The sequence below is a fragment of the Kribbella ginsengisoli genome, assembly GCF_039537185.1.
Lineage (GTDB): Bacteria > Actinomycetota > Actinomycetes > Propionibacteriales > Kribbellaceae > Kribbella > Kribbella koreensis.
In genome coordinates, this window is sequence record NZ_BAABAA010000006.1 from 131,469 (window position 1) to 155,629 (window position 24,161).

The window sequence follows — 24,161 nt, forward strand, 5'->3', positions numbered from 1 at the left end:
GCGAAGTGGCCTGTGTCCACCGAGATACCCACAGTTATCCACAGCTCTGTCCCCAGCCTGTGTGGTTCGTGTGACCGCGTCGTAGCGCTCGGCGTACACGCTTTTCGACCCGGTCACACGGCACCTCATTGCTGCTTGGCCTGGTGCTTGATCCGGTTGGTCAACTCGGTCACCTGGTTGAAGACGCTGCGCCGTTCCGACATCAGCTGGCGGATCTTCCGCTCGGCGTGCATGACGGTGGTGTGGTCGCGGCCGCCGAACTGCTGACCGATCTTCGGCAGGGACAGATCGGTCAGTTCGCGGCACAGGTACATGGCGATCTGCCGGGCCGTCACGAGCACGCGGCTGCGGCTCGAACCACACAGGTCGTCGATCGACAATCCGAAGTACGAGGCGGTCTGGCCCATGATCATGCTGGCCGTCACCTCGGGCTTGCTGCCTTCAGGGATCAGGTCCTTGAGCACGATCTCGGCCAGCGACAGATCGACCGGCTGCCGGTTGAGGCTGGCGAACGCGGTCACCCGGATCAGCGCGCCCTCGAGCTCACGGATGTTCGTCTGCACCTTGCTCGCGATGAACTCGAGCACCTCCGGCGGCGCGGTCAGCCGCTCGGTGGCGGCCTTCTTGCGCAGGATCGCGATCCGGGTCTCGAGGTCGGGCGGCTGGATGTCGGTGATCAGACCCCACTCGAACCTGTTCCGCAGCCGGTCCTCCAGCGCCTCGAGCCGCTTCGGTGCCCGGTCGGAGCTGATCACGATCTGCTTGTTCGCGTTGTGCAGCGTGTTGAACGTGTGGAAGAACTCTTCCTGGGTCTGGATCTTGCCTTCCAGGAACTGGATGTCGTCGATCAGCAGCACGTCGACGTCGCGGTAGCGGCGCTGGAACTGGGCCGCCTTGTCGTCGCGGATCGCGTTGATGAAGTCGTTGGTGAACTCTTCGCTGGAGACGTACCTGACCCGGGCGCCGGTGTAGAGACTGCGGACGTAGTGCCCGATCGCATGCAGAAGGTGCGTTTTTCCCAGCCCGGAGTCCCCGTAGATGAGCTGCGGGTTGTACGCCTTGCCCGGCGCCTCGGCCACGGCGACAGCAGCCGCGTGGGCGAACCGGTTCGAGCTACCGATGACGAAGGTCTCGAACGTGTACTTCGGGTTGAGCCGTGCCTCACCTTGCGAGTCGGTCGGCGGCTGGAACTGGGCCGAACCGTTCGGCGGCGGCGCGACCGAAAGCGGTGGGGGCGGCTGCTGGATCTGCTGGATCGGTTCAGGTTGCTGTGGACGATGCGTCGGCTCCTGCAGCGCAGGGGCCGCGGCCGGCTGCTCAGCCTGCTGGTGCTGGAGCGGTTGGTGCATCGGGTGCTGCGCCGGTTGTTGCTGTGGTTGCTCGTACGGCTGCTGCATCGGCTGGTGCTGCGGCTGCTCGTACGGCTGCTCGACGGGCTGACCGAACGGCTGGGTCAGCGGCCGGTTCGGCGGCTGGTTGATCGGCGACTGATAGACCGGAGCTTGCTCCCGTACGACGGGCTGCGGCGCCGGCGCCGGCTCGCGAAGCTCGGGATCGAGCGACGGGTCGACCGTGACGGCGATCCGGATGTCGCGGCCGAAGCTCTCGGTGAGGATGCGCTCCAGGTCGGGCCGCAGCCTGGTCTCCAGCTGCCCCCGGGTGAAATCGTCCGGTACGGCGACGATCGCGGTGCTCTCGTGCAGCGTCACCGGCCGCGAATTCGTCAGCCAGGCGCGCTGGTTGGGTGGCAGTCCGGCGAGGACCCTGGTCCAGGCAACGTCCAGATCATTCACTTCCGCCTTGCTTTCCGCACTGGCGGACTGGTCCTCGACCACGCGTTGCTCCCCGAATCCTTCGCTGCGGTGGCCGCCGCTCCCGGGCTGGTCCCCGGTACAACGCGACCATTCGACCCGGCACCCCACCCGTGCCGCCGGTCGGCCGCACGTAGCAGTTGCTTTCTCCTCAGCCGGTTTTCCTCATTGTCCACATCGTTGTCCACAGTTGTGAACGAAGCGCGGAGCCTGTTGGTTACCGGTCTCGGGGTGTGGGACCTCTGGTGTGAGGGGCTGACGCTAACAAGTCCGCCCATGCCGCTTCAAGCCGTCATCCACAGGCTATGGGGCGTAAATTGGGGGCAACTTGCGGCGTGTCGGGTAGACGCCGGAGCGTAGTCGTGTTTGGAGTCTGCCCGAACTGTCGCCGTGGGTAGTGGTGGTGACCTGGCTGTGACCGGCCTCTGACAGGCCGTTCCATCCACAGGCCTGTGGAAAACTATGGGGACGGCTGGTTTGACCTGTCCACAGGCCGCCACGTACCGTGGATCAGTCGGTATTGAACCGGCCGTTTCGTGCTGCGCTCCCTCCGGGACCGTTCTTCTACGGGTGTCTCTCGAGCGGTGGGCCAGGACCTGCACCAGGGACAGATCTATCAGTGGATTTGTCGACAAATGTGATCTCGAGTAACCGGAGTCATTCCAGTGAGCAAGCGGACGTTCCAGCCGAACAACCGGCGTCGGCACAAGAAGCACGGCTTCCGTCTTCGGATGCGCACCCGTGCGGGTCGCGCCATCCTCGCAACGCGTCGTGCGAAGGGTCGCCAGCGCCTCGCGGCCTGACGCCGTTGAGCTGGCGACGGTGACCACCTCGTGTTACCCGCGTCGAACCGGTTACGCCGGTCCGACGACTTCCGTCGCGCCGTCCGTACCGGACGCCGCGCCGGTCGGCGTGCCGTGGTGGTCCATCTGTTGCCAGGGACCGATCCGGCGACCGAGCCTGCTCGTATCGGATTCGTGGTGAACAAGGCGGTGGGCAATGCGGTTCTGCGGAACCGCGTCCACCGCCGTCTGCGCGCTGTGATGGCGGCGCAGCTCCCCGGCCTGCCGGCCGGCAGCCTGACCGTTGTCCGGGCGCTGCCGCCGTCGGGCTCTTCGTCGTTCGAGGAGCTGACGGCCGACGTGCAGGCCGCGTTGTCCCGGGTCCTGCGATGAAGATCGCGCCCGTCAAGTACGGGATCATCGGTTTCCTGAAGTTGTACCGGAAGTTCGTCAGCCCGATGTACGGGCAGGTGTGCCGGTTCTACCCCAGTTGTTCTGCTTACGCCCTGGAAGCGGTCGAACGCCACGGCGCGGTGCGCGGTAGCTGGCTGGCGGCGAGGAGACTCGCCCGCTGCCACCCGTGGAACCCCGGCGGCTACGACCCCGTTCCACCCACAGATGTCGACCAGCGCGGAGATGCAGTCTCCGCCAACCAGCCCGAGCCGTCTACCGACGGTGGGCCTGTGCAGCGAGGTGCTTGAGTGACTCTTCTGGCCATCCCCGAACTCGCGTTGTGGGACGGGATCGTAGACATTTTCAACGCCGTGATGACGCCCCTGTACTGGGCGGTGTCGGCGCTGCTGGTGGGATGGCACTGGCTGCTGTCACAGGTGTTCGATCCGGACAGCGGCTGGGCCTGGGCGTTGTCCATCGCCGGCCTGACCATCGTCATCCGGACGCTGCTGATCCCGCTGTTCGTGCGGCAGATCCGCTCCAGCCGGAACATGCAGCTGCTGCAGCCGAAGATGAAGGAGCTGCAGAAGAAGTACGGCCACGACCGGGAGAAGCTCGGTCAGGAAATGATGAAGCTGTACAAGGAGACCGGGACCAACCCGTTCTCCTCGTGCCTGCCGCTGCTGCTGCAGTCGCCGATCTTCCTGGCGCTGTTCCGGGTCCTCGACTACGCGTCGAAGGGCAAGTGGCACAGCGAGATCATGAAGGATCACGTCAACTCGCTGCAGCACGCGAAGATCTTCGGCGCGGAGATCTCGCAGACCTTCCTGAAGGCGAACGGCGACGGCGCCGGCAACGTCAAGGTGGTCGCCATCGTGCTGATCATCCTGATGACCGCGACGATGTTCACCACCCAGCTGCAGCTGATGCGCAAGAACATGCCGAAGGAGGCCCTGGAGGGCCAGGCGGCGCAGATGCAGAAGATCATGCTCTACGTCTTCCCGGTCTTCTTCCTGATCGGTGGCTTCAACTTCCCGATCGGTGTGCTGATCTACTGGTTCGTCTCGAACCTGTGGACGATGGGCCAGCAGTTCTACGTGATCCGCCGCAACCCTGCTCCTGGCACGCCGGCGTTCGACGCGATGGAGGCTCGCAAGCGCGAGCACAACCTGAAGGCGGGCCGGCCGGCCGACGAGGGCCTCGGTGGCGCCGCGGAGGACGGCTCGGTCGCGACCGACCGTCGCCCGGCGAACCGGCAGCAGCCGAAGCGTCAGTCGCGGAGCACCCGGAAGACCGTCGCCCCGGCGGCCAATGAGTCCTCGGTGCAGGACACGCCGAAGGTGCAGGACACCCCGAAGGCGACGAGCAACGGCCAGCAGCCGGTCAAGAAGGCCGCGGCCAAGCAGACGTCCGGACAGACCTCGGGAGCGAAGCGACAGCCGGCCGCGAAGTCACGCGCCGCTCGCCAAGCCGCCCAGAAGAAAGCCGCGCAGAAGAAGCCAGGTGGAGGCTCCGGCGGCCGTTCCTGACGTTCGCCGTCCGGACGGCCGGCTGACCCGGCACCCCGTTTTCTCTGCTGTGTACGACCTGGGTCCCCGTGGGGCGGATCTCGAAACGTGAAGGAGTGGCCGTGAGCGACGGCATGCAGAACACCGAGGCGGCGGAGAAGTCCGCGCCGGCAGACCAGGCGGCTGACCGCCTGAAGGCACTGGAGGCCGAGAGCGACATCGCGGCTGACTACCTGGAAGAGCTGCTGGACATCGCGGATCTCGATGGCGACATCGATATGGACATCGACGGCGACCGCGCGGCGGTCTCGATCGTCGGCGCAGACCTGAGCAACCTGGTCGGCGAGAACGGCAAGGTGCTCGAGGCGCTTCAGGAGCTGACCCGGCTGGCCGTCTACCGGGAGACCGGTGAGCGTTCGCGGCTGATGCTGGACGTGTCGAACTACCGGGCCAACCGGAAGACCGAACTGGAAGAGGTCGGACGCAAGGCCGTCGACGAGGTGAAGGCCTCGGGCGAGGCGGTCAAGCTCGCCCCGATGACGCCGTTCGAGCGCAAGGTCGTCCATGACGTCGTGGCCGCCGCCGGCCTGACCAGCGAGTCCGAGGGCGAGGAGCCGCGTCGCCGGGTCGTCGTCCAGCCCGCGTGATCGCCGTGTCCTGCTCGTGACGGACGACGTTTCACGTGAAACACCGCCGCTCGTGGAGAAGCTGTACCCACGAGCGGCGGAGCGGCTTGCGGCGTACGCCGAGCTGCTGGCGACCGAAGGAACCCTGCGCGGACTGATCGGTCCGCGCGAGGTGCCGAAGCTCTGGGATCGGCACCTGCTGAACTGTGCGGTGCTGGAGCGCTTGATCCCCGAGGAGTCCACGGTCGCCGACATCGGCACCGGCGCGGGCCTGCCGGGGATCGTGCTCGCCCTTGTTCGTCCTGATCTCCAGGTGTCGCTCGTCGAGCCGCTGCTCCGGCGCACCACGTTCTTGGACGAGGTGGTGGAGCTGCTCGGCTGCACCAACGCCGTCGTCGTCCGCGCTCGTGCTGAAGATCTGATCCCCGGCACCCGGTCTGGCGCTGAAGGTGCCGCCCGCGGCCAGGCGCCGTACGACGTGGTGGCGTCGCGCGCGGTCGCTCCGCTCGGCAAGCTGGCCGGCTGGTGCCTGCCGCTGACTGCCGAGGGCGGTCTGATGCTGGCGATGAAAGGTGCTTCTGCGGAAGAGGAACTAGCTGCCTCCGAAGCAGAACTGGAGGCTCTCGGCGCCGAAGAATGGCACGTCCACCAACTAGGTGTCGATGAACTGGCCCAGCCGACGACAGTCGTGAGTATTGTGGCCGGACGTGCTGCGCGGGGATCGCAGCAGCGGAGACGCGGGAGGTGATCGGGTACGTGAGTCGCGCCCTCGGATGGCCTGAGAAAAGCACCGGACAACCCCGACCCACCCAAGGAATCGGCTGGCCCGCCGACAACCCCACCCCCACCCAAATCCCTGCAGACCCCACCCCCAAGTCCGAGGAGTCGAACGCCGAGGACCTGAGGACCGAGGACTCCGGGCCGGGCGCTCCCACGTCAGACCTGCCGACGTCCGAAGCCCTTGCGCCTAGCCGTTCCGCGCCTGACGGTCCGTCTGACGTCTCCACGTCCGAAGCCTCTGCGCCTAACCGTTCCGAGCCTGACGGTCTGACGTCTGGCGTCTCCACGTCGGACGTCCCTGCGCCCGACTCAGCCTCGGAATCGACGGTCGCCACCAGCAGCCCGACAGCCGATGAGCAGGCACCGGCAGCCGTAGCCGAGCCAGAGGCGGCCACAGCCGAGCCAGCTGCAGCAGCCGCCGCCGGGCCTGTGCCCGCCGCCGGTACGGCCGCCGCACGGGCCGAGACACCTGAAGCCGCCGAGGTACCCGCCCTCCCCGGAGTTGCATCCGGTGCCGTGCCCGCCGTTAGTTCGGGCGGACAAGCTACCCAGCCTTCCCCGGCGCCCACCGCTGCATCCAGCGACGCGGGACTTGTGGAGGCCGAGCCCACCAGCGCCGGACCTGCCGAGGCGGAGCCTACTAGGGATGCGCCGGCGCACGGGTTGCCGGCGGCTCCGGTGTTCACCCCGCCGGCGCGGCCGGAATCGTCGGTTGATTCTGGCGGACAGGTTGAGTTGGACGGGTCGGGCGAGCGAGACTTTGACAGGACCCCGGAAGGGCAGTCCGCGCTTCAGGCGGCCGCTTCGATCGGGCTCGGTGACGAGCCGGAGGCGACGCCGTCAGAAGCCGTTTCACGTGAAACTCCAGAGGCCGTTTCGTCCGAAACGGCCGCCGCCGAGCGGTCTGAGGAAGAGTTCCCCGAATCGCCCCGGCCTGTGGATGACTACCCCCTGGAAACGCCTCCCTACGCGGGAACTCATCCACAGAGGGCTGTGGATAAACCTGGGGGCAGAGCCGCTCCGACCCCCACCGACATCCTCTTCGGGCCAAGTACCGCACCTATCGGAATGGGCGCTATGACTGCCGCACAGATCGCCGCGCGGGCCACCTCGGACGAGCTTCAGCGACGACTTCTCGAAACTCCGATCGCCGCCGCCACCGAACGGACCCTGCTGGTGAATGAAGGACGCACGATGGGCCGCGAGTTCCCGCTGCCCGCAGAGACCCGGGTCTTCGTGGTCGCCAACCAAAAGGGTGGCGTCGGCAAGACCACAACAACCGTCAACGTCGCCGCCGGCCTCGCGCTGTACGGCGCGCGCATCCTGGTGATCGACCTCGACCCCCAGGGCAACGCCTCGACGGCCCTCGGGATCGAGCACTCGGAAGGCACCCCCGGTGTCTACGAGGCCGTCATCGAGGGGGAGCCGCTGAGCAAGCTGCTGGCTCCCTGCGCCGAGCACCCTGGCATCGTGGTCGTCCCGGCCACGATCGACCTGGCTGGCGCGGAGATCGAGCTCGTCAGCATCGTCGCTCGCGAGAGCCGGCTGAAGAAGGCGCTCGATCAGCACCTGGCCGAGACCGAGGCCGCGGGCGAGAGGTACGACTACGTCTTCATCGACTGCCCGCCGTCGCTCGGCCTGCTGACCGTGAACGCGCTGACCGCGGCCCGTGAGGTACTGGTTCCGATCCAGAGCGAGTACTACGCGCTCGAGGGTCTGTCCCAGTTGCTCCGCCATATCGACATGGTGAAGTCGCACCTGAACCCAACTCTCGATGTGTCGACAATCCTGCTCACCATGTACGACGCCCGCACCAAGCTGGCCGGCGAGGTGGCGACCGAAGTACGCAACCACTTCCAGGACTCGGTGCTGCGCACGGCCGTGCCGCGCTCGGTCCGGATCTCTGAAGCGCCGAGCCACGGCCAGACCGTACTCGCGTACGACCCGGCCTCGGCCGGCGCGCTGTCCTACCTGGAGGCGTCGCGCGAGATCGCGATGCGCAACAACGCTTCCTGACCAGAACTGACTGACGGCTCGCCGGCCCTGCTGGCGAGCCGTTCGTTGTACTACTAGGCGTTTCACGTGAAACCGGACTGGTGATCCAGTGGGTGTTCCATGTGAAACCGAACCACGGCTCGACTGAGGTTCCACGTGAAACCCGGCCATCGAGGGAGCTGGTGTTCCACGTGAAACGGGTTCCTGGTGACGGAGTTCTCCACAGGAGGGGGACCGGCTCTGCGGCCGTCACCTGAGACCAGCTACCGTGGCGCAGTTGCTGTCGACGACACTTGATCGATCCGAAGCACTTGAACTCGAGGGAGCAGCGATGAACACCCGACTCGGACGCGGACTCGGTGCGCTGATTCCCAGCACGCCTGCTCCCGGCACAACCAACAGCCTGGGCAGCAAGTCCAGCTCGATTCCGGGGGCACCGCCGGTCCAGGCCGGCCCCGAGCTCGCTGCCGTCCCCGGTGCGGAGTTCGCCGAGATCGACGTCGAGAAGATCACCCCGAACCCGAAGCAGCCCCGCAGTGTCTTCGACGAGGACGCGATGGCGGAGCTGGTGCACTCGGTCAAGGAGATCGGCCTGCTGCAGCCGATCGTCGTCCGGCGGCTGACCGATACGACGTACGAGCTGGTGATGGGTGAACGCCGCTGGCGCGCGACCCAGCTGGCCGGCCTCACCACGATCCCGGCGATCGTCCGGGACACCTCAGACGACGTCATGCTCCGTGACGCGCTGCTGGAGAACCTGCACCGCAGCCAGCTGAACCCGCTGGAAGAAGCCGCGGCCTACCAGCAGATGCTCGACGACTTCGACTGCACCCAGGAGGTCCTGGCCAGCCGGATCGGCCGCTCCCGCCCGCAGATCTCCAACACCCTGCGCCTGCTGAAGCTCCCGGCATCGGTCCAGCGCCGAGTAGCCGCCGGTGTCCTCTCGGCCGGCCACGCGCGTGCACTCCTAGGCCTGCCCAGCGGCGACGCCATCGAACGCCTAGCCCAGCGAATCGTCGCCGAAGGCATGTCGGTCCGTACCGTCGAAGAGATCGTCGCGATGGGCGACATGTCCGCCGACGACCCGACCCCCGCCCGCCGCCGCAACAAGCCGGTAGCCCCGCGCCTGGTCGACTTGGCCGACCGTCTCTCCGACCGGTTCGAAACCCGAGTCAAGGTAGACCTGGGCAAGACCAAGGGCCGCATCACCGTCGAGTTCGCCACCATCGACGACCTGGAACGAATCGTCACCCTGATGGACCCGAACAAGACTTCCACCGACCCAACAGATTCCCCCGAGTCCTAACCACAGAACTCCCCGAGTCCGAAGAACCGCGCCTCGCCGAGGATCCGCCCCCGCCCGACCACAACCCGACGCCATTCACCCAGTCTGGCCGGGCGCCGGGACGATCAACCCCCCAACTGGGCGCCCTCTTCCCGCCGATCCCAACCCTTGCCAGCGGCCCCCACGCCGGTGCGGCCCCAACGTCAGCCCGGCTCCCGCCTCGGTCAGACCCGCCGCCACGATCGAGACCGGCCTAAACCGGGCCCGGCTTCAATCGGCCCCGGGCTCCCGTCAGGTCCGCGCTTCCCTCGGTCCGGCTTCGGTCGGGTCCCGGCTTCGATCAGGGCCAGGCTTCGGTCGGGTCCCGGCTTCGATCAGGGCCAGGCTTCAATCTGGCACGGCCGCGGAGGGCACGGCTTCAATCGGGTTCGGGCTTCGGTCAGACCCGCCGCCTCGAGAACGGGCTTCGATCAGGCCCGGCGTCGATCAGGCCCGGCTTCGATCTGGTACAGCCGTGGTTGGGCACGGCTTCAGTCGGGTCTGGGCTTCGGATGGACCGCCGTCTGACCGGCCGCTACCTCGGTGCGGGCCCCGCCGCGCTCGACAACCCAACGCCATGTGCGGTCCCGTCAATGCCACACGGCGTCCTACGGGACGGTTTGCTTGACGGTGTTGACACCGTCGGTTCCCGACGATCGCGGGTCCGGCGGCCTGTGAACTTCTGTGTCGCCGTCGACCTGTGTACCGCTCCATTGGAACCCGCCCGATGAGCTCGGGCTGCCACGCTGCCGGAACTGCTTGAGATTGTTGCCGCGCCACTTCCTCCTCGCTGAGGTTGCCGCCTGCACGAACGGCCTGCTTGATGAGTGGCGCACTAACATCACGAGCTAGGCCTCTGGTCGCAGCTAGCTCGGGCGTCTGTGCCCGCGACTGGCGGGGCTCTGGTTGCCGCTAGTCGCGCGGCTCTCTCAAGGGTGACGGCGGAGACGATCGGCGCGGTAGCGGCCACGGCGCCTCAGCAGGGTCGGCGAGGCAGGTAGTGCAACGACCCACGCCAGCGCGCGGTGAGGTACGTCGACGGAGGCCAGCGCCTCAGTAGGTGGGACGGCGCGGGCCGGCGCTCCGGTTGGGGCGTCGACACGGATAGCGCTCCGCGGGTGCGACGGTACAGGCCGGCGCTCTGTTGGGTGCGACGGCACAGGACCCGGACCGTCTGGGGCGTCGACGCCGACCAGCGCTTCGCTGCGTGGGCCGGCGCTCCATTGGGTGCGACGGCACAGGACCCGCTCCGTTTGGGGCGTTGGCGCGGATCAGCGCTTCGTTGGGTGGGACAGCGCGGGCCGGAGCTTCGATATGTGGGGCGGCGCGGGTCGGTGCTTGGGTGGGTGCGGGGGTGGGGGCGACGCTTGGGTGGGGCGACGGGGAGTGGGGTGGCTGGTCAGAACGGGCTGGCGGCTTTGATCTTTTCGACTAGGGGAGCGAGGCCGGTGGTGAGTTCTGCTATTTCTTGGGCTGAGAGGCAGGTGTACGCCGGGGCGGCTAGTTCGTCGGTGAGGTCTTCGATGTCGGTCCTGAGCTTTCGGCCGGCTGGGGTGAACCAGCCGTCGTTGTCGACCAGGCCGCGCTGGCGTAGGCCGTCGATGACTTCTTCCAGTTGCGCGTCGCTGAGGGGATCGAGGCGGCCGAAGTCGCGGGGCTTCATGTCCCAGAAGAGGGCCAGGAGTACGTGCGACTCCTGTCCGTTGATGCCGTTGGCGATCAACGCGGCCAGGTGGCCGTCGCCGCGGTGTTCACGAAGGAGCGTGGCTGCGTGCCAGAGACGAGCGAGCGGCTCCTCGGGTACGGGGAGGGAACGGAGGCCGGCGAAGAGCATCCTGCCCTCGACGGGAACGCTCACCGCCGCCTTCAGGAAGAGTTCGGCTGCCCGGGCGACCACCGGGCTGTGGGCCAGCTCGCCCAGGATGTTGCGGAGTGCGGCGACGCAGCCGCGCTGGCGGGCGGCGAGTACGGCCTCCGGTGTTGCGACGTCCCAGACGGCGGGGATGCAGGCGGCGACCTCGCCCGGAGCGAAGTTGTAGAACAGCGCGTCCACCACCTCAGCAGGCACCCGGCCGAGCGGCGCCGACCGCGAGGCGAAGTACAGCGGCCAGTAGCCCTCGTAGCCCAGCGCCTGCAGCTCCTCGTTCGGCTCGTCCGCCATATAGGCGACCTCGTGAATCGGAACGAACAAGTCCTTCAGCTGCTGCGCCACGCTCGCCATCGCAGTTCTCCTCATCCCGAACCGGCCCGCTGCCGGTCCCTCACCCTCTCTACGAACCACCTCACGCCCTTTCGACAAAGTGCCCGAATCTCCCCACCGAAGCGCCGCCGTTTCACGTGGAACGTCAGCGAGGGGTTGGCAGCAGGCCATGGATCTGGCCCTCGCCGGATGCGACCAGATGTGCGACCTCCTGGAGAGTTTCCAGCGGAGTGAGGACTGAGTTGTCGACGGGAGCCGACCAAGGGGACCGTTTGGTCCGCAGATTGCGGTGGTCGTCCAGTAGATGGGCCGGTGAGCGGTCTGGATCGTTGGCTGTTCGGCGGAGCACCGCTTCCGTGGTGGGCGTCAGGGAGCAGTGGAAGACCTGGCCGAGGCGCAGCAGGTCCGGGATGACCGCGTTCAGGTCGATGGCGTCGTGGATGCTGTTGCCTGCGATGAGCACGTTCTCGTAGTCGGCCGCGAAGAACGACTCGGCGAGCTGGACGCACTGGCGCAGGACCAGTGCGGTACGTGCGTCGTCATACGGCAGGTCCCACTGGGGATCGACCATGAGGAACAGTTGGTCGGTGTCGACCGCAGCGGTGCGACCCCACGTCGCGACCTTCTCCGCGTAGCTCAGTCGGAGGACGGTCGTCTTCCCGGAGCCGGCAGGCCCGGAAAGGAAGACGGTCCTAGGCATCGGCTGTCACAGGGCCGGGGGGAGCGGGAACTAGGAGTTTCGCCACTGCTGGTGCGTCTGCTGGGACTGCGCGGCGGCTTTGAGAGTTGGTCATCGGGAGGCCTGTGAGCCATTCGCGGGTGTGGAGGAGCTGGCGGAGGACTGGTGGGTGGGCCCGGACTTGATGTGGTGGGTGAGGGTGCCGGGGAGGTCGATGGTTACCTGGCGGGTGGTGAAGTGCCAGGTGGTGGTTCTGGTGAAGGTGTCGTCGTAGTGGCCGACGGCTATGGGTTGGAGGGGGAAGTCGGGGAGGGCTTGGTAGGCGGTGAAGGTGCTGCGGGAGGTGGCGGTGCCGGACGGCTCGTCCACCTCGATGAAGAAGTTGGTGACTATGTGGCGGGTGCGGGGGGTGCCGTCGGGGTAGCGGATGACGGTGTTGGTGAAGTTCTGGGTGATGGCTGCTGCGCCGGTCACGGAGGTGGTGCCGGTGAAGGTGGCGTTGGCGAGTAGGGCTCCTAGGGCTTCGAAGTCGCCGGCGTCTACCAGTTCGGCGTACCTGAGGATGAGGGTTTTGATGGCTTCTCGGCTCGACATCTGAGGGGGGTCCTAGTCGGGAGGGTGGCTGCGGGATTTGTCGACATAGCTACTTGGCGACGTATCGGCCGGAATGTTTCATGTGAAACATCGCGGTTGGGGTCAGGGTTTGGTGGCTTTGATGACGTAGTAGGCCGGGAGGTGGGCGGTGGTCGGTCCTAGGCCGGCGTAGCCGTCGGGGGTGGAGTGTTCGGTGAAGGCGTCCAGGCGGAGGCCGGCGTTGAGGAGGGCCATGACCACGTCGCTGGTGGGCCAGACGAAGGCGTTGAAGGGTGGCGGGGTGGCAGTGCCGCGGGCACCGAAGGGGAGTTTGGCGTCGTCGGTTTCGGCGCGGGGAGTGGTGCGGCCGAAGTAGTCGCCGGTGACCGCGAGGTGGTTGTCGCCGCGGACTGCCAGGACTTCCCAGAGGGGGTGGTGGTCCGCGATGAGGACTGAGCCGCCGGGACGGAGACGGGTGGCGAGGATGTCGGCCAGACGGCTGAGGTCGGGGGCCCAGCAGATCGCGCCCCAGCTGAAGTAGATGAGGTCGAGATCGACGAGGTCGGCCGGCAGGTCGAACATGTCGGCGCGGCGGAAATCGGCTGGGATGCCTGCGTCGGTGGACTTCTGCCGAGCGATGGCGAGGGCCACTTCAGAGATGTCTACGCCGACGGCGGTCGCGCCGAGGGCGGACCAGGAGAGGACCTGGTCGCCGCAGGAGCAGGCGAGCTGGAGGACGCGTTTACCGCGGACGTCGCCGGCCAGGGCCAGCTCGAAGTCTTCGAGGGCCAGGCCGCCCGCTCCGAAGAACTCGGCGGGTTGGCCTTGGCGGACGGGGGCGATCTGGTTCCAGCTGGCGCGGTTGGCTTCGGTGACTTGCTCGAGTGAGTCGGTCATGCGGCTGAAGCTAGGTCAGAGCTGGAGACGCCGCACTGCATTTACCGCTGAGGCTGGCGCCGGGGACCGCGGGTGAGGCGAAGCTGCCGCCCCCGCGGTGGGTCAGGAACGGGTGAGCTCGTGGGTGACCTTGCGCTCCGCGTAGAAGGAGAGGAAGGGGATGGTGCCGGCGAGCGCGACCAGGACGAGGCGGGGGAGGCTCCAGCGGACCCGGCGGGCGAGGTCGAAGGCGCCGAGCAGGTAGACGACGTAGAGGAAGCCGTGTAGCGGGCCGACCACGTTCATCGCCGAGGGGTTGTCGCCGAGGTACTTGAGCGGCATCGCGACGAACACCAGAACGAGCAGCATGACGCCGACGACGTAGGCGATCACGCGGTACCGGGTGAGTGCGCCCTTCACTGCTGGGGACAGGGCGGACGTGGCGGGGTCTGCGGGGGAGGTCACGCTGAAACGGTACCGCTTGACTCCAGCCGGCCATCGGCCTGGTCCGACTCGCCCGAGCGAGGCCGGTCGTCGTCCGGGTCGCGCTCGTCAGCGTCGTCCGACCCAGCCGCGTCGCTGTCGTCGGAGCGGTGGGCGTCGAGGACCATGCGGCCCCACATCCACAGGGTGAAGGCGGCGAAGATCCACCACTGGAAGGCGTAAGCGACGTTGCGGAGACCGGCGTGGTCGGTCGGCGGGGATGGAGCGGGGACGATCGCGGGAGACAGAGCAGCCGAGGAAGCAGCGGGCTTGTCGATCGAGGAGAGCACGACGAAGGCGTCGTAGATGCGGTAGTCGACCAGGTCCACGATGGTCGGGATCCGCAGGGACTGAAGAGTGCGGCCTTTGGCTGCGTCGCCGGATGCGTCCTGGGCCTCGGACTGGGCAACGGCGCCGGTCAGCTCGACCCGGCCGGTCAGTGGCTTCACCGCAGGGTCCGCGACAGTCGGTACCCAGCCACGGACGACCATCACGGCACCGGTCGAGGCGTCGGCACTCCCGGTCGAATCCAGCATGACGGGCGAGACCACCCAGAAGCCGTTCTTGTCACCCAGCCGGCGGTCTGAGATGTATAGCTGGTCAGCGGCCGGTCCCCAGGTCCCAGTGACGGTCACCTTCCGCCCGACGGCCTTCGAGGTCAGTCCTTCGTCGATCGAGAAGAGTGTGTTCAGCGGTACCGGCGCACCCTCGGCCCGCTTCGCCGTCGCTGCCGCGGTCTTCGAGTGATAGACGTCCAGCTGCCAAACGCCGAGTACCGACATGGTGGCGGCGATCGCGAGCGCAAGGAGCAGCAGCGCCATCCAACGCGGCGTGAAGACCGTTCTCCACAAGGGTCGCGCCAGCGACGAGGCCACAGGCGAGGTAGGAGGCGCGACAGACATCAGTGACTCAACGAGCAGCGGCCGCGGCCAGCAGATCGCGACACAGCACCCCGAGCTCGATACCGGCTGCCTCCGCGGCCAAAGGCACCAACGACGTCTCGGTCATCCCCGGCGCCACGTTCACCTCGAGGAACCACGGCACCCCGTCAGCGTCGACGACGAGGTCCGAGCGCGACAGATCCCGCAATCCCAAAGCAGTGTGGGCAGTCACGGCCGCCGCAGCACAAGCCTGCGCAACCGAGGCCTCGAGCCGGGCCGGTACGACGAACTGCGTAGCCCCCGCCGTATACCGAGCCTCGTAGTCGTAGAACCCGGAGTCAGGCCGGATCTCAACAGCCGGCAACGCGCGCGGGCCATCACCCGTGTCCACCACGGTGACAGCCACCTCGACGCCATCGACGTACCGCTCGATCAACGCGACCGGCCCGTACGCATAGCAATTCACCATCGCCGAAGGCAGCTCATCGGCCGCCCGCACGATCGAAGCCCCGAGCGCCGATCCACCCCGAGCCGGCTTCACCACCAGCGGCAGCCCGATCTGACCGATCACCGCCTCCATCAGCGCGGCGGCGCCCAGCTCGCGGAAAGTGTCATGACCCAGTACGACGGAAGGCGGCGTGTGCAGCCCGGCCGAGGTCACCATCGTCGCGGCAACCGGTTTGTCGAAGGCGGTCCGGCAAGCCTCCGCATCGGCACCCACGTAAGGCACCCGATACAGGTCGAGCACCTGGCGGAGCGCGCCGTCCTCGCCTGTGACGCCATGCAGGACCGGGAAGACCGCGTCAGGCGGGTCGTTGCGCAGTCGTTCGACCAGGCTCGCGTCGACGTCGCGTTGCTCGACCTCGACCCCGACGCTGCGCAGAGCGTCGGCGACGCGCCGGCCGGAGCGCAGCGAGACATCCCGTTCGTGCGACAGTCCGCCGGCCAGTACCAGCACTCGACCCAGATCACTCATAGAAACTTCCCGATCGCTAGTGGGCGACTCCGGCGGGCGCCGGTCCCGAGGCCCATTTGAACGGTACCGCCACCACCGGGCCGGTCAGACCGGTGCCCGGCAAATCCTTAACTAAGCTCTGGCCCTGGCGCGTCGTAGTCCCGGCCCGCGCCGGGCTTCAGCGGACCGAACGTCTGCCGCAGCTCGAGCTCCTCGTTGATCACCGCGGCGAGCCGGGCGACCCCTTCGGTGATCCGCTCAGGCGTCGGATGACAGTAGGACAGCCGCATGCACTGGGAGCCGAAACCGTCGGCGAAGAAGGCGGTGCCGGGGACGTACGCGACCCGGGCGGTGACCGCGCGCGGCAGCATCGCCTTCGAGTCGAGCCCGTCCGGCAGGGTCAGCCAGACATAGAACCCACCACCAGGCCGGGTCCAGGTCGTTGCCGCAGGCATCTTGTCGGCCAGCGCCGCGAGCATCGCGTCCCGGCGCTCGCGGTACATCTCCCGGAACTGCTTCACCTGGCCGAGCCAGTCGTGCCGCATCAGGTACGACGAGATCGCCAGCTGACTGAAGATCGGTGGGCACAGCGTCGCGGACTCCTGCGCCAGCACGAGTTTCTCCCGCACCGCATGCGGCGCCACCGCCCAGCCGACCCGGAAGCCCGGGGCGAAGGTCTTGGAGAAGGAGCCGAGATAGATGACCCCTTCGCGATCGTCGGCCCGCAACGCGCGCTGCGGCTCACCGTCGAACCCGAGCAGCCCGTACGGGTTGTCCTCGAGGATCAGCAGATCGGCCCGCTGACAGATCTCCAGCACCCGCCGGCGGCGCTCGTCGGACAGCGAGATGCCGGCCGGGTTGTGGAAGTTCGGGATCGTGTAGAAGAACTTGATCTTCTTGCCGGCCGCCCGGACCGCGGCGATCGCCTGCTCCAGCGCCTCCGGCACCACACCGTCGTCGTCCATCGCAACGTGAACGACCTCACACTGGTACGCCCGGAAAACACCGAGCGCACCGACGTACGACGGGGCCTCGCAGATCACCACGTCGCCAGGATCACAGAACACGCGGGTGACCAGATCGACCGCCTGCTGGCTACCCACAGTGACGACGATGTCGTCCGGATGCGCGTCGATACCCTCCAGCCGCATCACGTCGCAGATCTGGTCGCGCAGCGTCGGGTCGCCCTGGCCGGAGCCGTACTGCATCGCGACCGCGCCGTTGTCGACCACCAGATCGCGGACCGCGCCACCGACCACATCGAGCGGAAGCCCTGCGATATTGGGCATTCCGCCCGCCAGCGAGACCACCTCCGGGCGGCTCGCGACCGAGAACAGCGCCCGGATCTCCGATGCGGTCATACCCTTGGTCCGTGCTGCGTACCGGTCGACGTAGTTGTCGAGACGGGTCTGCCGGACATCAGGCAGGTCAGCACTCACGGAGCGGCTCCAAGAACAGGCGACGAGGGGCATGCCGGGGAAGGCACCAGGCTACGCCGAAGTAGCCGAGCGTGTTCGCGTGCCCGGACTGCCGATCGGCGCTACCTCTCACTACCATGCCTTATAGGGGCAGGTTCGACCATGGTGCCGACTGGTGGCTGAGATGACCACTGGCCCTGGAGCACGACCTGGAGTGGTGCGGAAGGCGGGATCGGATGAGCATGGGCAAGGCGATCGGACTGGCGCTCGGCGGACTACTGTTCGGCGTCCTCGCCGGGTTCGCGGGCGAGCTGTTCAGACGGCAGCCGGCGGCCAAGGTGCAACAGCGGTACGTCGCTCCGGAGGCGGCGGAGACCCCCGACGCCAGGACCCCGGCGCCGGCTGCCCGGTGACCGACCGGATGCGCTGATGGCACGACGGCTGGAACCGCTCACGCTCGCCAACCTCGACGAGCTGCCGGTGCCATGCCGTTCCTGTGTTTTCTGGGAGCTCGATCCGGTCGCAGCGCGCCAGGCGAGCCGCACCGGTGACACCCATCTCGAGAAGGAAGCCTGGCTCTCCCAGTTGCTGCTGGACTGGGGTACGGCCGGAGTCGTCCTGTACGTCGACGACGCACCCGCCGGGTTCGCCCTCTACGCCCCCGCGGCGTACCTGCCCCGGATCCAGGCCTTCCCCACCGCTCCACCGAGCCCCGACGCCGTCGTACTGGCAACAGGGCGCATCCTGCCTCGGTACCTGGGCATGGGACTCGGCAAGGTCCTCATCCAGGCCGTCGCCAAGGATGTGCTCAAGCGCGGCTTCCGGGCGGTCGAGGCCTTCGGCGACTCCCAGTGGCACGGACCGGCCTGCGTCTGGCCGACCGACTTCCTCCAGGCAGTCGGGTTCGGCGTAGTACGCGAGCATCCGCGCAATCCGCGACTCCGGCTCGATCTCCGCTCCGTCATCACCTGGCGCAGCGAGATGGAGGCCGCGGTCGAGCGCCTGATGGGCGCGATCCGGCCCGAGCCCGCCCGGCCCGCGCCGGCGGCCGTGCGCGACACCCTGACCCGCAAACCGTCGTCATGATCTACCGGGTGCTCGCCGATCTGGTCGCGATCGTGCACGGTGCCCTGCTGGTGTTCTTCCTGATCGGCGGCTTCCTGGCGTGGAAGTGGCGGCGGGTGATCTGGGCGCATCTGTTCGTCGGCGCCTGGAACCTGGCGATCGTGATCCTCGACTTCGGCTGCCCGATCACGGCGCTGGAGAAGCACTGGCGCCGCGAGGGTGGCGAGCAGCCGTACGCCGGCGGCTTCATCCAGCACTACATCGACGGCACCGTCTACCCGGCCGGCTACACCTGGGTCGCGGAGAAGGTCGGCTTCGCGCTGCTGGTCATCTCCTACCTCGGCCTGTACTTCGTCAGCCGGCGAACCAGGGCTCGCTCAGTGGAGACCCGGACGTGATCCGGTCCGCTCGTCCCCATACTGGTAGCTGTGTCCAGTCACGGAACCGTCGTCCAGGACCCGGTCGAGACGTACCTGACCGGTCTGAGCCGCGCGCTGAGTGGACCGCGCCGGCGTAAGGCCGACCTGATGGCGGAGGCGCGGGACAGCCTGGTCGACGCCACCGAGGCCTACGAAGCCGACGGGCTGAGCCCAGCGGAGGCTGCTGAGCGAGCTGTCGAAGACTTCGGCGACCTGGCCGAGGTCGTACCGGGGTACCGGTCCGAACTGGGGATCGCGCAAGGGCGGCGTACGGCGGTACTGCTCCTGCTCGTCATGATCGCCCAGCCGATCGTCTGGCAGGAGGGTCTCTGGGTCTGGAACCAGCACCCTGACTCTGACGCCCCGGTCGTCCTCTTCCTCAACCAGTTGGTGATGCTGGCCGGCGGACTGTCGATCGCGGGCGGCATGCTCGCGCTGATCGCCACCGGCATCGGGCTGCGCTACCCGGCGGTCCGTGAGCGCGTGACCAGGGTGACGGCCCGATTCGCGCTGTCGAGTTGTGCCGCGGTGAGCATCGTCGCGCTGCTGCTCAGCACGGCCAGCGCGATCGTCAACGAGACCGACGCGACCGGACTGCTGGTCGTCTTCGTGTTCGTGGTCGGGCCGCTGCTGCTGGTGAGCCGTGCGGCCCACCGCTGTCTACGCCTGGCCTGACGCGCCCTTGGGCCGGAGTACGCCCTCGACGACGGCGCGGAACGTCTCCCACTCGGTCTTGCCGGTGGCGAGCATCTTCTGACCGGCTGACGTGAGCTGGTACGTCCGCCGCTTGCGGCCGCCCACAGTGCTCCACTCGCTGGCCAGGTAGCCGGCTCGCTCGAGTCGCCGCAGCGCCGGGTAGAGCGTGCCGGTCGGCAGGTCCAGCTCGCCGCCGCTGCGCTCCAGCAGCGCTTCCATGATCGCGTAGCCGTGCAGCGGTTCTGACTCGACCACCGCCAGGATCATCGGGTCCAGGTGCCCTCGGAGCGCATCCGCCTTCATGTAGTCAGTCTACTCATACAGGTGCTACCGTCGTGTGTATAAGTAGACGCGCTACATGTAGGGAGAAACGATGGTGCACCGGGTAGCGGGGTGGGCGATGCGGCGGGCGGGGCTGGCCGTGACGCTGTGGCTGGTCGCGTTGATCGTGGTGACCGCGGGAGCGACGCTGATCGGGAGCGCCTACAAGAACACGAACTCGCTGCCGGGGACGGACTCGCAACGGGTGATCGACATCTTCCGCGAGCACCAGCCACAGGGCGCGACCGACTCGGTCCAGATCGTCCTGTACGACGAGAACGGCTTGGCTGCCTCGTCGGCCAAGACCCGGATCGCCGGGATGCTGGCCGAGGTCGGCGAGTTGCCGCACGTCGCGGCCGTCGCCGATCCCTTCACGGCGAAGGGCTCCCTGTCGGCCGACGGCAAGACGGCGTACGCGACGGTCGACCTCGACGTCGCCGCGGCGGACATGCCCGCCGCGGACGTACGGGCGATCATCCACAAGGCGCAGGGGATCGCGACCGACGGGCTGCAGGTCGAGCTCGGTGGTGACCTGGTCCGCAGCGCCGAGGAGAGTGCGGGCGGAGCCTCCGAAGGCGCCGGAATCCTTGCTGCGCTGGTGATTCTCGTCTTCCTCTTCGGCTCACTGCTCGCCGCGAGTCTCCCGCTCCTGACCGCCGTCTTCGCGGTCGGCGGCACGCTCGGTCTGCTCGTGATCGCCTCGCACGTCTTCACCATCCCCAGCTACACGGCTCCGGTGATGATGCTGGTCGGGTTCGGCGTCGGCATCGACTATGCGCTGCTGATCTTCTCCCGGTACCGCGGTGAGCTGCTCAAGGGCGCCGACCGGGCGAAGGCCGCCCGGATCGCCCTCGACACCGCCGGCCGCTCGGTGATCTTCGCCGGCTGCACTGTGGTGATCGCCCTCCTCGGCCTGCTGGCGCTCGGACTCGGGTCACTGCAAGGCCTCGCGCTCGGCGTCACGGTCACCGTGTTGATGACGATGCTCGCCGCCGTCAGTCTGCTGCCGGCGTTGCTCACCTTGTTCGGCAAGCGGATCGAACGCAGCATCCGCAAGCACGCGGCCAAGTCGCGCCGCCACCAGGGCGACGGCTGGCGCAAACTGGCGACGACAGTCCAGCGCGGACCGTGGGTGCCGCTCGTGCTCGGGACGGTGGCGCTCGTCGCGCTCTGCTTGCCGGCCCTCGACCTGCGACTCGGGTTCGCTGACGCGAGTACGGACGCTCCGGCCAAGACCAGCCGCAAGGCGTACGACCTGCTGGCGAGCGGCTTCGGCCCCGGCTTCAACGGTCCGCTGATCGTGATGTCCGAGGGCACCCCGAAGGCGGCCAAGGACCTCAACGCCTTGCTGGCAAAGGATCCGGGCATCGCCGGTGTCACCGCTCCGCAACTCCTGGCCGATGGCAAAGTCGCGACGATGCTTGCCTTCCCCAAGTCGGGACCGCAGGACAAGGAGACAAGTGACCTCGTCCAGCGGTTGCGCGACGAGACGCTGCCGCCGCTCGCGAACGAGACCAAGGCGACCTACCTGATCGGTGGATCGACGGCCGCCGCGGATGACTTCGCCAGTGCGGTCAGCAAGCGGCTGCCGATCTTCGTCCTGGTCGTGGTCGGTCTGTCCGCGCTGCTGCTGATGGCGGTCTTCCGCTCGCTGCTGATCCCGTTGAAGGCGGCAGTGCTCAACCTGCTCAGCATCGGCGCTTCACTGGGCGTCATCACGCTGGTCTTCCAGCACGGCTGGTTCGGCGCGCAGCAAGGGCCGATCGAGGCGTTCGTGCCGGTGATGATCTTCGCGATCGTGTTCGGCCTGTCGATGGACTACGAGGTGTTCCTGATCTCCCGCATCCACGAGGAGTGGCGGCGGAGCGGTGATGCCCGGGAGGCGGTCCGTGAGGGTCTCGCCAACACCGGCAGCGTGATCACGGCGGCAGCGGCGATCATGATCGTCGTCTTCGGCGCCTTCCTGCTCAGCCCGGATCGGATGCTGAACCAGTTCGGCCTCGGGCTCGCGGTGGCCGTCCTGCTCGACGCGTTGCTGATCCGGTGCGTCATCGTTCCGGCGGTACTACGCCTGATGGGCGCTCGCGCGTGGTGGCTGCCTCGCTGGTTGGACCGGCTGCTTCCGGTGATAGCGCTCGAGCGCGCGGAGGAGGCGGACGCAGTACCGGCCGAGCAGCTCGTTCACTCGTAGCGGGAGCTCCAGACGCGGGCCTTGTAGATCTGTGCGCCGGCCAAGGTCCGCGTCGCCGCCGGTACTGCGAACTGCACCGTGTCCGTGCACCAGGACGTGTAGCACCCGGCCTTCGGTGTGGTGCGGACCTGCTGGGCATTGGGCATGCTGTTCGCACTCTTGATACCGCCGACGTTCTCGGTGGACACGATCGCACCGGACGACTTGCTGACCTGGTAGACCTTCGAGCCGGTCGAGACCCAGAGCAGGTCGTGGTTCTCCAGTACCGGCGTCAGGTCGTGGCCACCGCCGGTCGGCAGCGTCACCACCTTCGATTCCTCCAGTACCGGCGCCGCGGCGGTGCCCTTGATCTTCAACGCCGCCAGACGATTGCCGCCGAGCACCCAGAGGACCTGCTGAGTCGGATCCCAGGTCACGCCGTGCGCGTCCGGCAGCGGGTACGAGGCGTACTTGCTGGAAGACGAGCCTTGCGACGCTGTGTAGACGCGGAGGAAACCGCCGGCGCTCGCGGCCACTGCGACGTTGCCGTCGGGGAGTAGCTCGACGCTGTGCGGGTTGTTCGCGGAGCCGACGTTGAGAGCCCAGATTCGTTGGCCGCCGGGATAGGTGATCAGGCCGGCGAGGCCCCGGGAGTCGGAGACCACGGCCACGTAGGCGCCGGCGCGGTCCATCCGCAGTTTCACGTCGGACGGGAGTCCCCAGGCGGAGGTGAGGCCGCTGAAGCCGTTGGCGGTGGTCGGCGACCAGGACCACTTCAGAGCCGCGGCGGTGTTCCAGTTGTAGACAGCAGGGTCCAGCAAGCGGATCCGCGCATCCGGGCCGTTCTCGGACTGCTGGTCGGTCACCGCGACCAGACGACCTGCCTCAGCTGCTTGGGCCGGTTGACCAACTGGTACCAGGAGGGCCGCCAGCAGGCCGACCGCGCCGAGAATCCGGACCACAGTTCTCCACCACCCCAGGTTGGTTTCCTACCAACAACGGTAGTGGAGACGTCAGAAACTGGCGATCTCAGACGGTGAGTTGACCGAAGTGCAGCATGCCGGTCGACGCGTCCTGCTCCGGCGGCAGGTAGACGCGCTGGATCGCGACCACGATCGCCTCGGCGATCACGTCGCGGAAGGCCGGATCCGCGAGCCGCGACGAGTCGTGCGGGTTCGTCACGTACCCGATCTCGAGCCGGACCGCGGGCATCTTGGTCCGCCGCAGCAGGTCCCAGGTCTTCTGGTGGGTGCGGCAGTTCAGCAGATCGGTGCGAGCGACGATCTCGCGCTGCACCAACCCGGCGAACTGCTCGCCGACGCTGGAGGAAGCGCCGTGCAGGTCGCTGCCGTAGTAGTACGTCGCGATGCCCTGCGCCTCCGGGTTCATCGACCCGTCGGTGTGCAGCGAGACGCACAGATTCGCGTCCGTCTCGTTGGCGAAAGCAGCCCGCGCCAACTCGTCCGGCCCCTGATCGCGACCCCGCGAAAGATAGGCCCGTACGCCGGTAGCGCCCAGCCGGCCTTCGATCCGCGAAGCCAGGTCGTACGCCACGTCCGACTCGCGCAGCCCGAAGCCTTCCCAGCCGTAGTCGAAACCACCATGGCCGGGGTCGATCACGACCGTCTTGCCCGACAGACGCGGGCCGGCCGCGCGGACCGCCTCCGAGGCGCGCAAAGCGTCAGGACGACCGCCGGTCGCCATCGGGCGGATCCGCTGCAGCGCCTTGAACGTCGAGGGGCCACACGTGCCGTCGGCAGGCAGGCCCATGTTGCGCTGGAACTCGGTCACCGCGCGCTGGGTGTCGGCCGCGAAGATGCCGTCCACCCGGGCGACCGCGAAGCCCAGCTCCTGCAGTTTCGCCTGCAGGGCCTGGACGTCGTCGCCGGTGAGCGGGTGCGAGACGACGTACGTCAGCAGCCGGTCACCCAGCCGCCAACGGGCGTCGTCGATCGCGCGGTACGTCTGCGGGCCGACGATGCCGTCGATCATCAGCCCGCGTTGCTGCTGGAACCCCCGCACGGCATGGGCGGTCGCTTCGTCGTAGACGTCGTGACCGCCCGGCTGCAGCAGCCCCAGTCGCTGCAGCTTTCCGATGATCTCTGCGACGGCTTCACCACTGTCGCCGATTCGGTAGATGCCTTGGGAGGCTGCCATCAATGCTCCTTGCCATGCGGCGGAAAACGTCCCCTCACGGGGGCGCCTA

General features: G+C 67.7%; 24 protein-coding genes and 1 pseudogene. 13 read left to right on the plus strand and 12 right to left on the minus strand.

From position 1 onward, the window contains the following. Positions 1-125 precede the first annotated feature (125 nt). Positions 126-1,835, minus strand: coding sequence for a chromosomal replication initiator protein DnaA (gene dnaA, locus ABD768_RS21570; RefSeq protein WP_344843280.1), 1,710 nt, complete (start codon positions 1,833-1,835; stop codon positions 126-128). Positions 1,836-2,476: 641 nt separating this feature from the next. Between dnaA and rpmH the strand changes: the two genes are divergently transcribed. From rpmH to ABD768_RS21610, 8 genes and pseudogenes are all read left to right on the plus strand, one after another. Then, complete coding sequence (rpmH, locus tag ABD768_RS21575) at positions 2,477-2,614, plus strand: 50S ribosomal protein L34 (RefSeq protein WP_083933330.1); 138 nt, start codon at positions 2,477-2,479, stop codon at positions 2,612-2,614. Positions 2,615-2,644: 30 nt separating this feature from the next. Then, on the plus strand, positions 2,645-2,986 hold the full coding sequence (gene rnpA, locus ABD768_RS21580) for a ribonuclease P protein component (protein WP_343967950.1): 342 nt from the start codon (positions 2,645-2,647) through the stop codon (positions 2,984-2,986). Continuing rightward, on the plus strand, positions 2,983-3,294 hold the full coding sequence (gene yidD, locus ABD768_RS21585) for a membrane protein insertion efficiency factor YidD (RefSeq protein ID WP_328331490.1): 312 nt from the start codon (positions 2,983-2,985) through the stop codon (positions 3,292-3,294). The genes rnpA and yidD overlap by 4 nt, the downstream gene beginning before the upstream one ends. Positions 3,295-3,360: 66 nt before the next feature. Beyond that, a pseudogene (gene yidC / locus ABD768_RS21590) lies at positions 3,361-4,278 on the plus strand (membrane protein insertase YidC); the annotation flags it as partial. Between the two features lie 338 nt (positions 4,279-4,616). Then, entirely contained in the window at positions 4,617-5,141 is a 525-nt protein-coding gene (locus ABD768_RS21595; protein ID WP_425558443.1) for a Jag family protein, read from the plus strand. A 52-nt stretch (positions 5,142-5,193) separates the two neighbouring features. Beyond that, positions 5,194-5,868 (plus strand): 16S rRNA (guanine(527)-N(7))-methyltransferase RsmG, encoded by a 675-nt coding sequence (gene rsmG, locus ABD768_RS21600; RefSeq protein WP_344843283.1) that lies wholly within the window; start codon positions 5,194-5,196, stop codon positions 5,866-5,868. Between the two features lie 1,109 nt (positions 5,869-6,977). Beyond that, entirely contained in the window at positions 6,978-7,916 is a 939-nt protein-coding gene (locus ABD768_RS21605) for a ParA family protein (RefSeq protein WP_343967958.1), read from the plus strand. 310 nt (positions 7,917-8,226) lie between these two features. Beyond that, positions 8,227-9,201: a ParB/RepB/Spo0J family partition protein gene (locus tag ABD768_RS21610; protein ID WP_343967960.1), complete on the plus strand. Its 975-nt coding sequence runs from the start codon at positions 8,227-8,229 to the stop codon at positions 9,199-9,201. Positions 9,202-10,618: 1,417 nt separating this feature from the next. Here ABD768_RS21610 and ABD768_RS21615 read toward each other — a convergent pair. From ABD768_RS21615 to ABD768_RS21650, 8 genes are all read right to left on the minus strand, one after another. After that, the gene (locus tag ABD768_RS21615) at positions 10,619-11,440 is read right to left on the minus strand and encodes an SCO6745 family protein (RefSeq protein ID WP_343967963.1); all 822 of its coding nucleotides are present in this window, start codon (positions 11,438-11,440) and stop codon (positions 10,619-10,621) included. Between the two features lie 124 nt (positions 11,441-11,564). Then, on the minus strand, positions 11,565-12,119 hold the full coding sequence (locus ABD768_RS21620) for a DEAD/DEAH box helicase family protein (RefSeq protein WP_344843285.1): 555 nt from the start codon (positions 12,117-12,119) through the stop codon (positions 11,565-11,567). Between the two features lie 90 nt (positions 12,120-12,209). Further along, the gene (locus ABD768_RS21625; protein ID WP_344843288.1) at positions 12,210-12,692 is read right to left on the minus strand and encodes a nuclear transport factor 2 family protein; all 483 of its coding nucleotides are present in this window, start codon (positions 12,690-12,692) and stop codon (positions 12,210-12,212) included. Positions 12,693-12,794: 102 nt separating this feature from the next. Beyond that, positions 12,795-13,568 carry a class I SAM-dependent methyltransferase gene (locus tag ABD768_RS21630; protein WP_344843290.1) on the minus strand — a complete coding sequence of 258 codons (774 nt, stop codon included), beginning with the start codon at positions 13,566-13,568 and terminating at the stop codon, positions 12,795-12,797. Positions 13,569-13,670: 102 nt separating this feature from the next. Beyond that, entirely contained in the window at positions 13,671-14,012 is a 342-nt protein-coding gene (locus ABD768_RS21635) for a DUF3817 domain-containing protein (RefSeq protein WP_344843293.1), read from the minus strand. Further along, entirely contained in the window at positions 14,009-14,851 is an 843-nt protein-coding gene (locus ABD768_RS21640) for an SURF1 family protein (protein WP_344843296.1), read from the minus strand. The genes ABD768_RS21635 and ABD768_RS21640 overlap by 4 nt, the downstream gene beginning before the upstream one ends. 88 nt (positions 14,852-14,939) lie before the next feature. Continuing rightward, the gene (locus ABD768_RS21645) at positions 14,940-15,887 is read right to left on the minus strand and encodes a D-alanine--D-alanine ligase family protein (protein ID WP_344843298.1); all 948 of its coding nucleotides are present in this window, start codon (positions 15,885-15,887) and stop codon (positions 14,940-14,942) included. 107 nt (positions 15,888-15,994) lie between these two features. After that, positions 15,995-17,305, minus strand: coding sequence for an aminotransferase-like domain-containing protein (locus tag ABD768_RS21650; protein WP_343967976.1), 1,311 nt, complete (start codon positions 17,303-17,305; stop codon positions 15,995-15,997). 215 nt (positions 17,306-17,520) lie between these two features. Between ABD768_RS21650 and ABD768_RS21655 the strand changes: the two genes are divergently transcribed. Genes ABD768_RS21655 through ABD768_RS21670 form a run of 4 tightly spaced genes read left to right on the plus strand, consistent with a single transcriptional unit; the run spans position 17,521 to position 19,443 of the window. After that, positions 17,521-17,697 (plus strand): hypothetical protein, encoded by a 177-nt coding sequence (locus tag ABD768_RS21655; RefSeq protein ID WP_328331468.1) that lies wholly within the window; start codon positions 17,521-17,523, stop codon positions 17,695-17,697. 16 nt (positions 17,698-17,713) lie between these two features. Then, positions 17,714-18,370 (plus strand): GNAT family N-acetyltransferase, encoded by a 657-nt coding sequence (locus tag ABD768_RS21660; RefSeq protein WP_344843301.1) that lies wholly within the window; start codon positions 17,714-17,716, stop codon positions 18,368-18,370. Further along, positions 18,367-18,747 (plus strand): DUF2784 domain-containing protein, encoded by a 381-nt coding sequence (locus ABD768_RS21665; protein WP_343967981.1) that lies wholly within the window; start codon positions 18,367-18,369, stop codon positions 18,745-18,747. Before ABD768_RS21660 ends, ABD768_RS21665 begins: the two co-directional genes overlap by 4 nt. 30 nt (positions 18,748-18,777) lie before the next feature. Beyond that, positions 18,778-19,443 (plus strand): permease prefix domain 1-containing protein, encoded by a 666-nt coding sequence (locus ABD768_RS21670; RefSeq protein ID WP_344843304.1) that lies wholly within the window; start codon positions 18,778-18,780, stop codon positions 19,441-19,443. Here the strand turns inward: ABD768_RS21670 and ABD768_RS21675 are convergent. After that, positions 19,429-19,767: a PadR family transcriptional regulator gene (locus ABD768_RS21675; protein WP_343967985.1), complete on the minus strand. Its 339-nt coding sequence runs from the start codon at positions 19,765-19,767 to the stop codon at positions 19,429-19,431. The two genes, ABD768_RS21670 and ABD768_RS21675, sit on opposite strands and share 15 nt — an antisense overlap. Positions 19,768-19,837: 70 nt before the next feature. Between ABD768_RS21675 and ABD768_RS21680 the strand changes: the two genes are divergently transcribed. Further along, on the plus strand, positions 19,838-21,976 hold the full coding sequence (locus ABD768_RS21680; protein WP_344843307.1) for an MMPL family transporter: 2,139 nt from the start codon (positions 19,838-19,840) through the stop codon (positions 21,974-21,976). Here the strand turns inward: ABD768_RS21680 and ABD768_RS21685 are convergent. Further along, entirely contained in the window at positions 21,967-22,917 is a 951-nt protein-coding gene (locus ABD768_RS21685; protein WP_344843310.1) for a DUF6528 family protein, read from the minus strand. The two genes, ABD768_RS21680 and ABD768_RS21685, sit on opposite strands and share 10 nt — an antisense overlap. Positions 22,918-22,984: 67 nt before the next feature. Further along, the gene (locus ABD768_RS21690; RefSeq protein ID WP_343967992.1) at positions 22,985-24,112 is read right to left on the minus strand and encodes an N-acetylmuramoyl-L-alanine amidase; all 1,128 of its coding nucleotides are present in this window, start codon (positions 24,110-24,112) and stop codon (positions 22,985-22,987) included. Between the last annotated feature and the right edge of the window lie 49 nt (positions 24,113-24,161).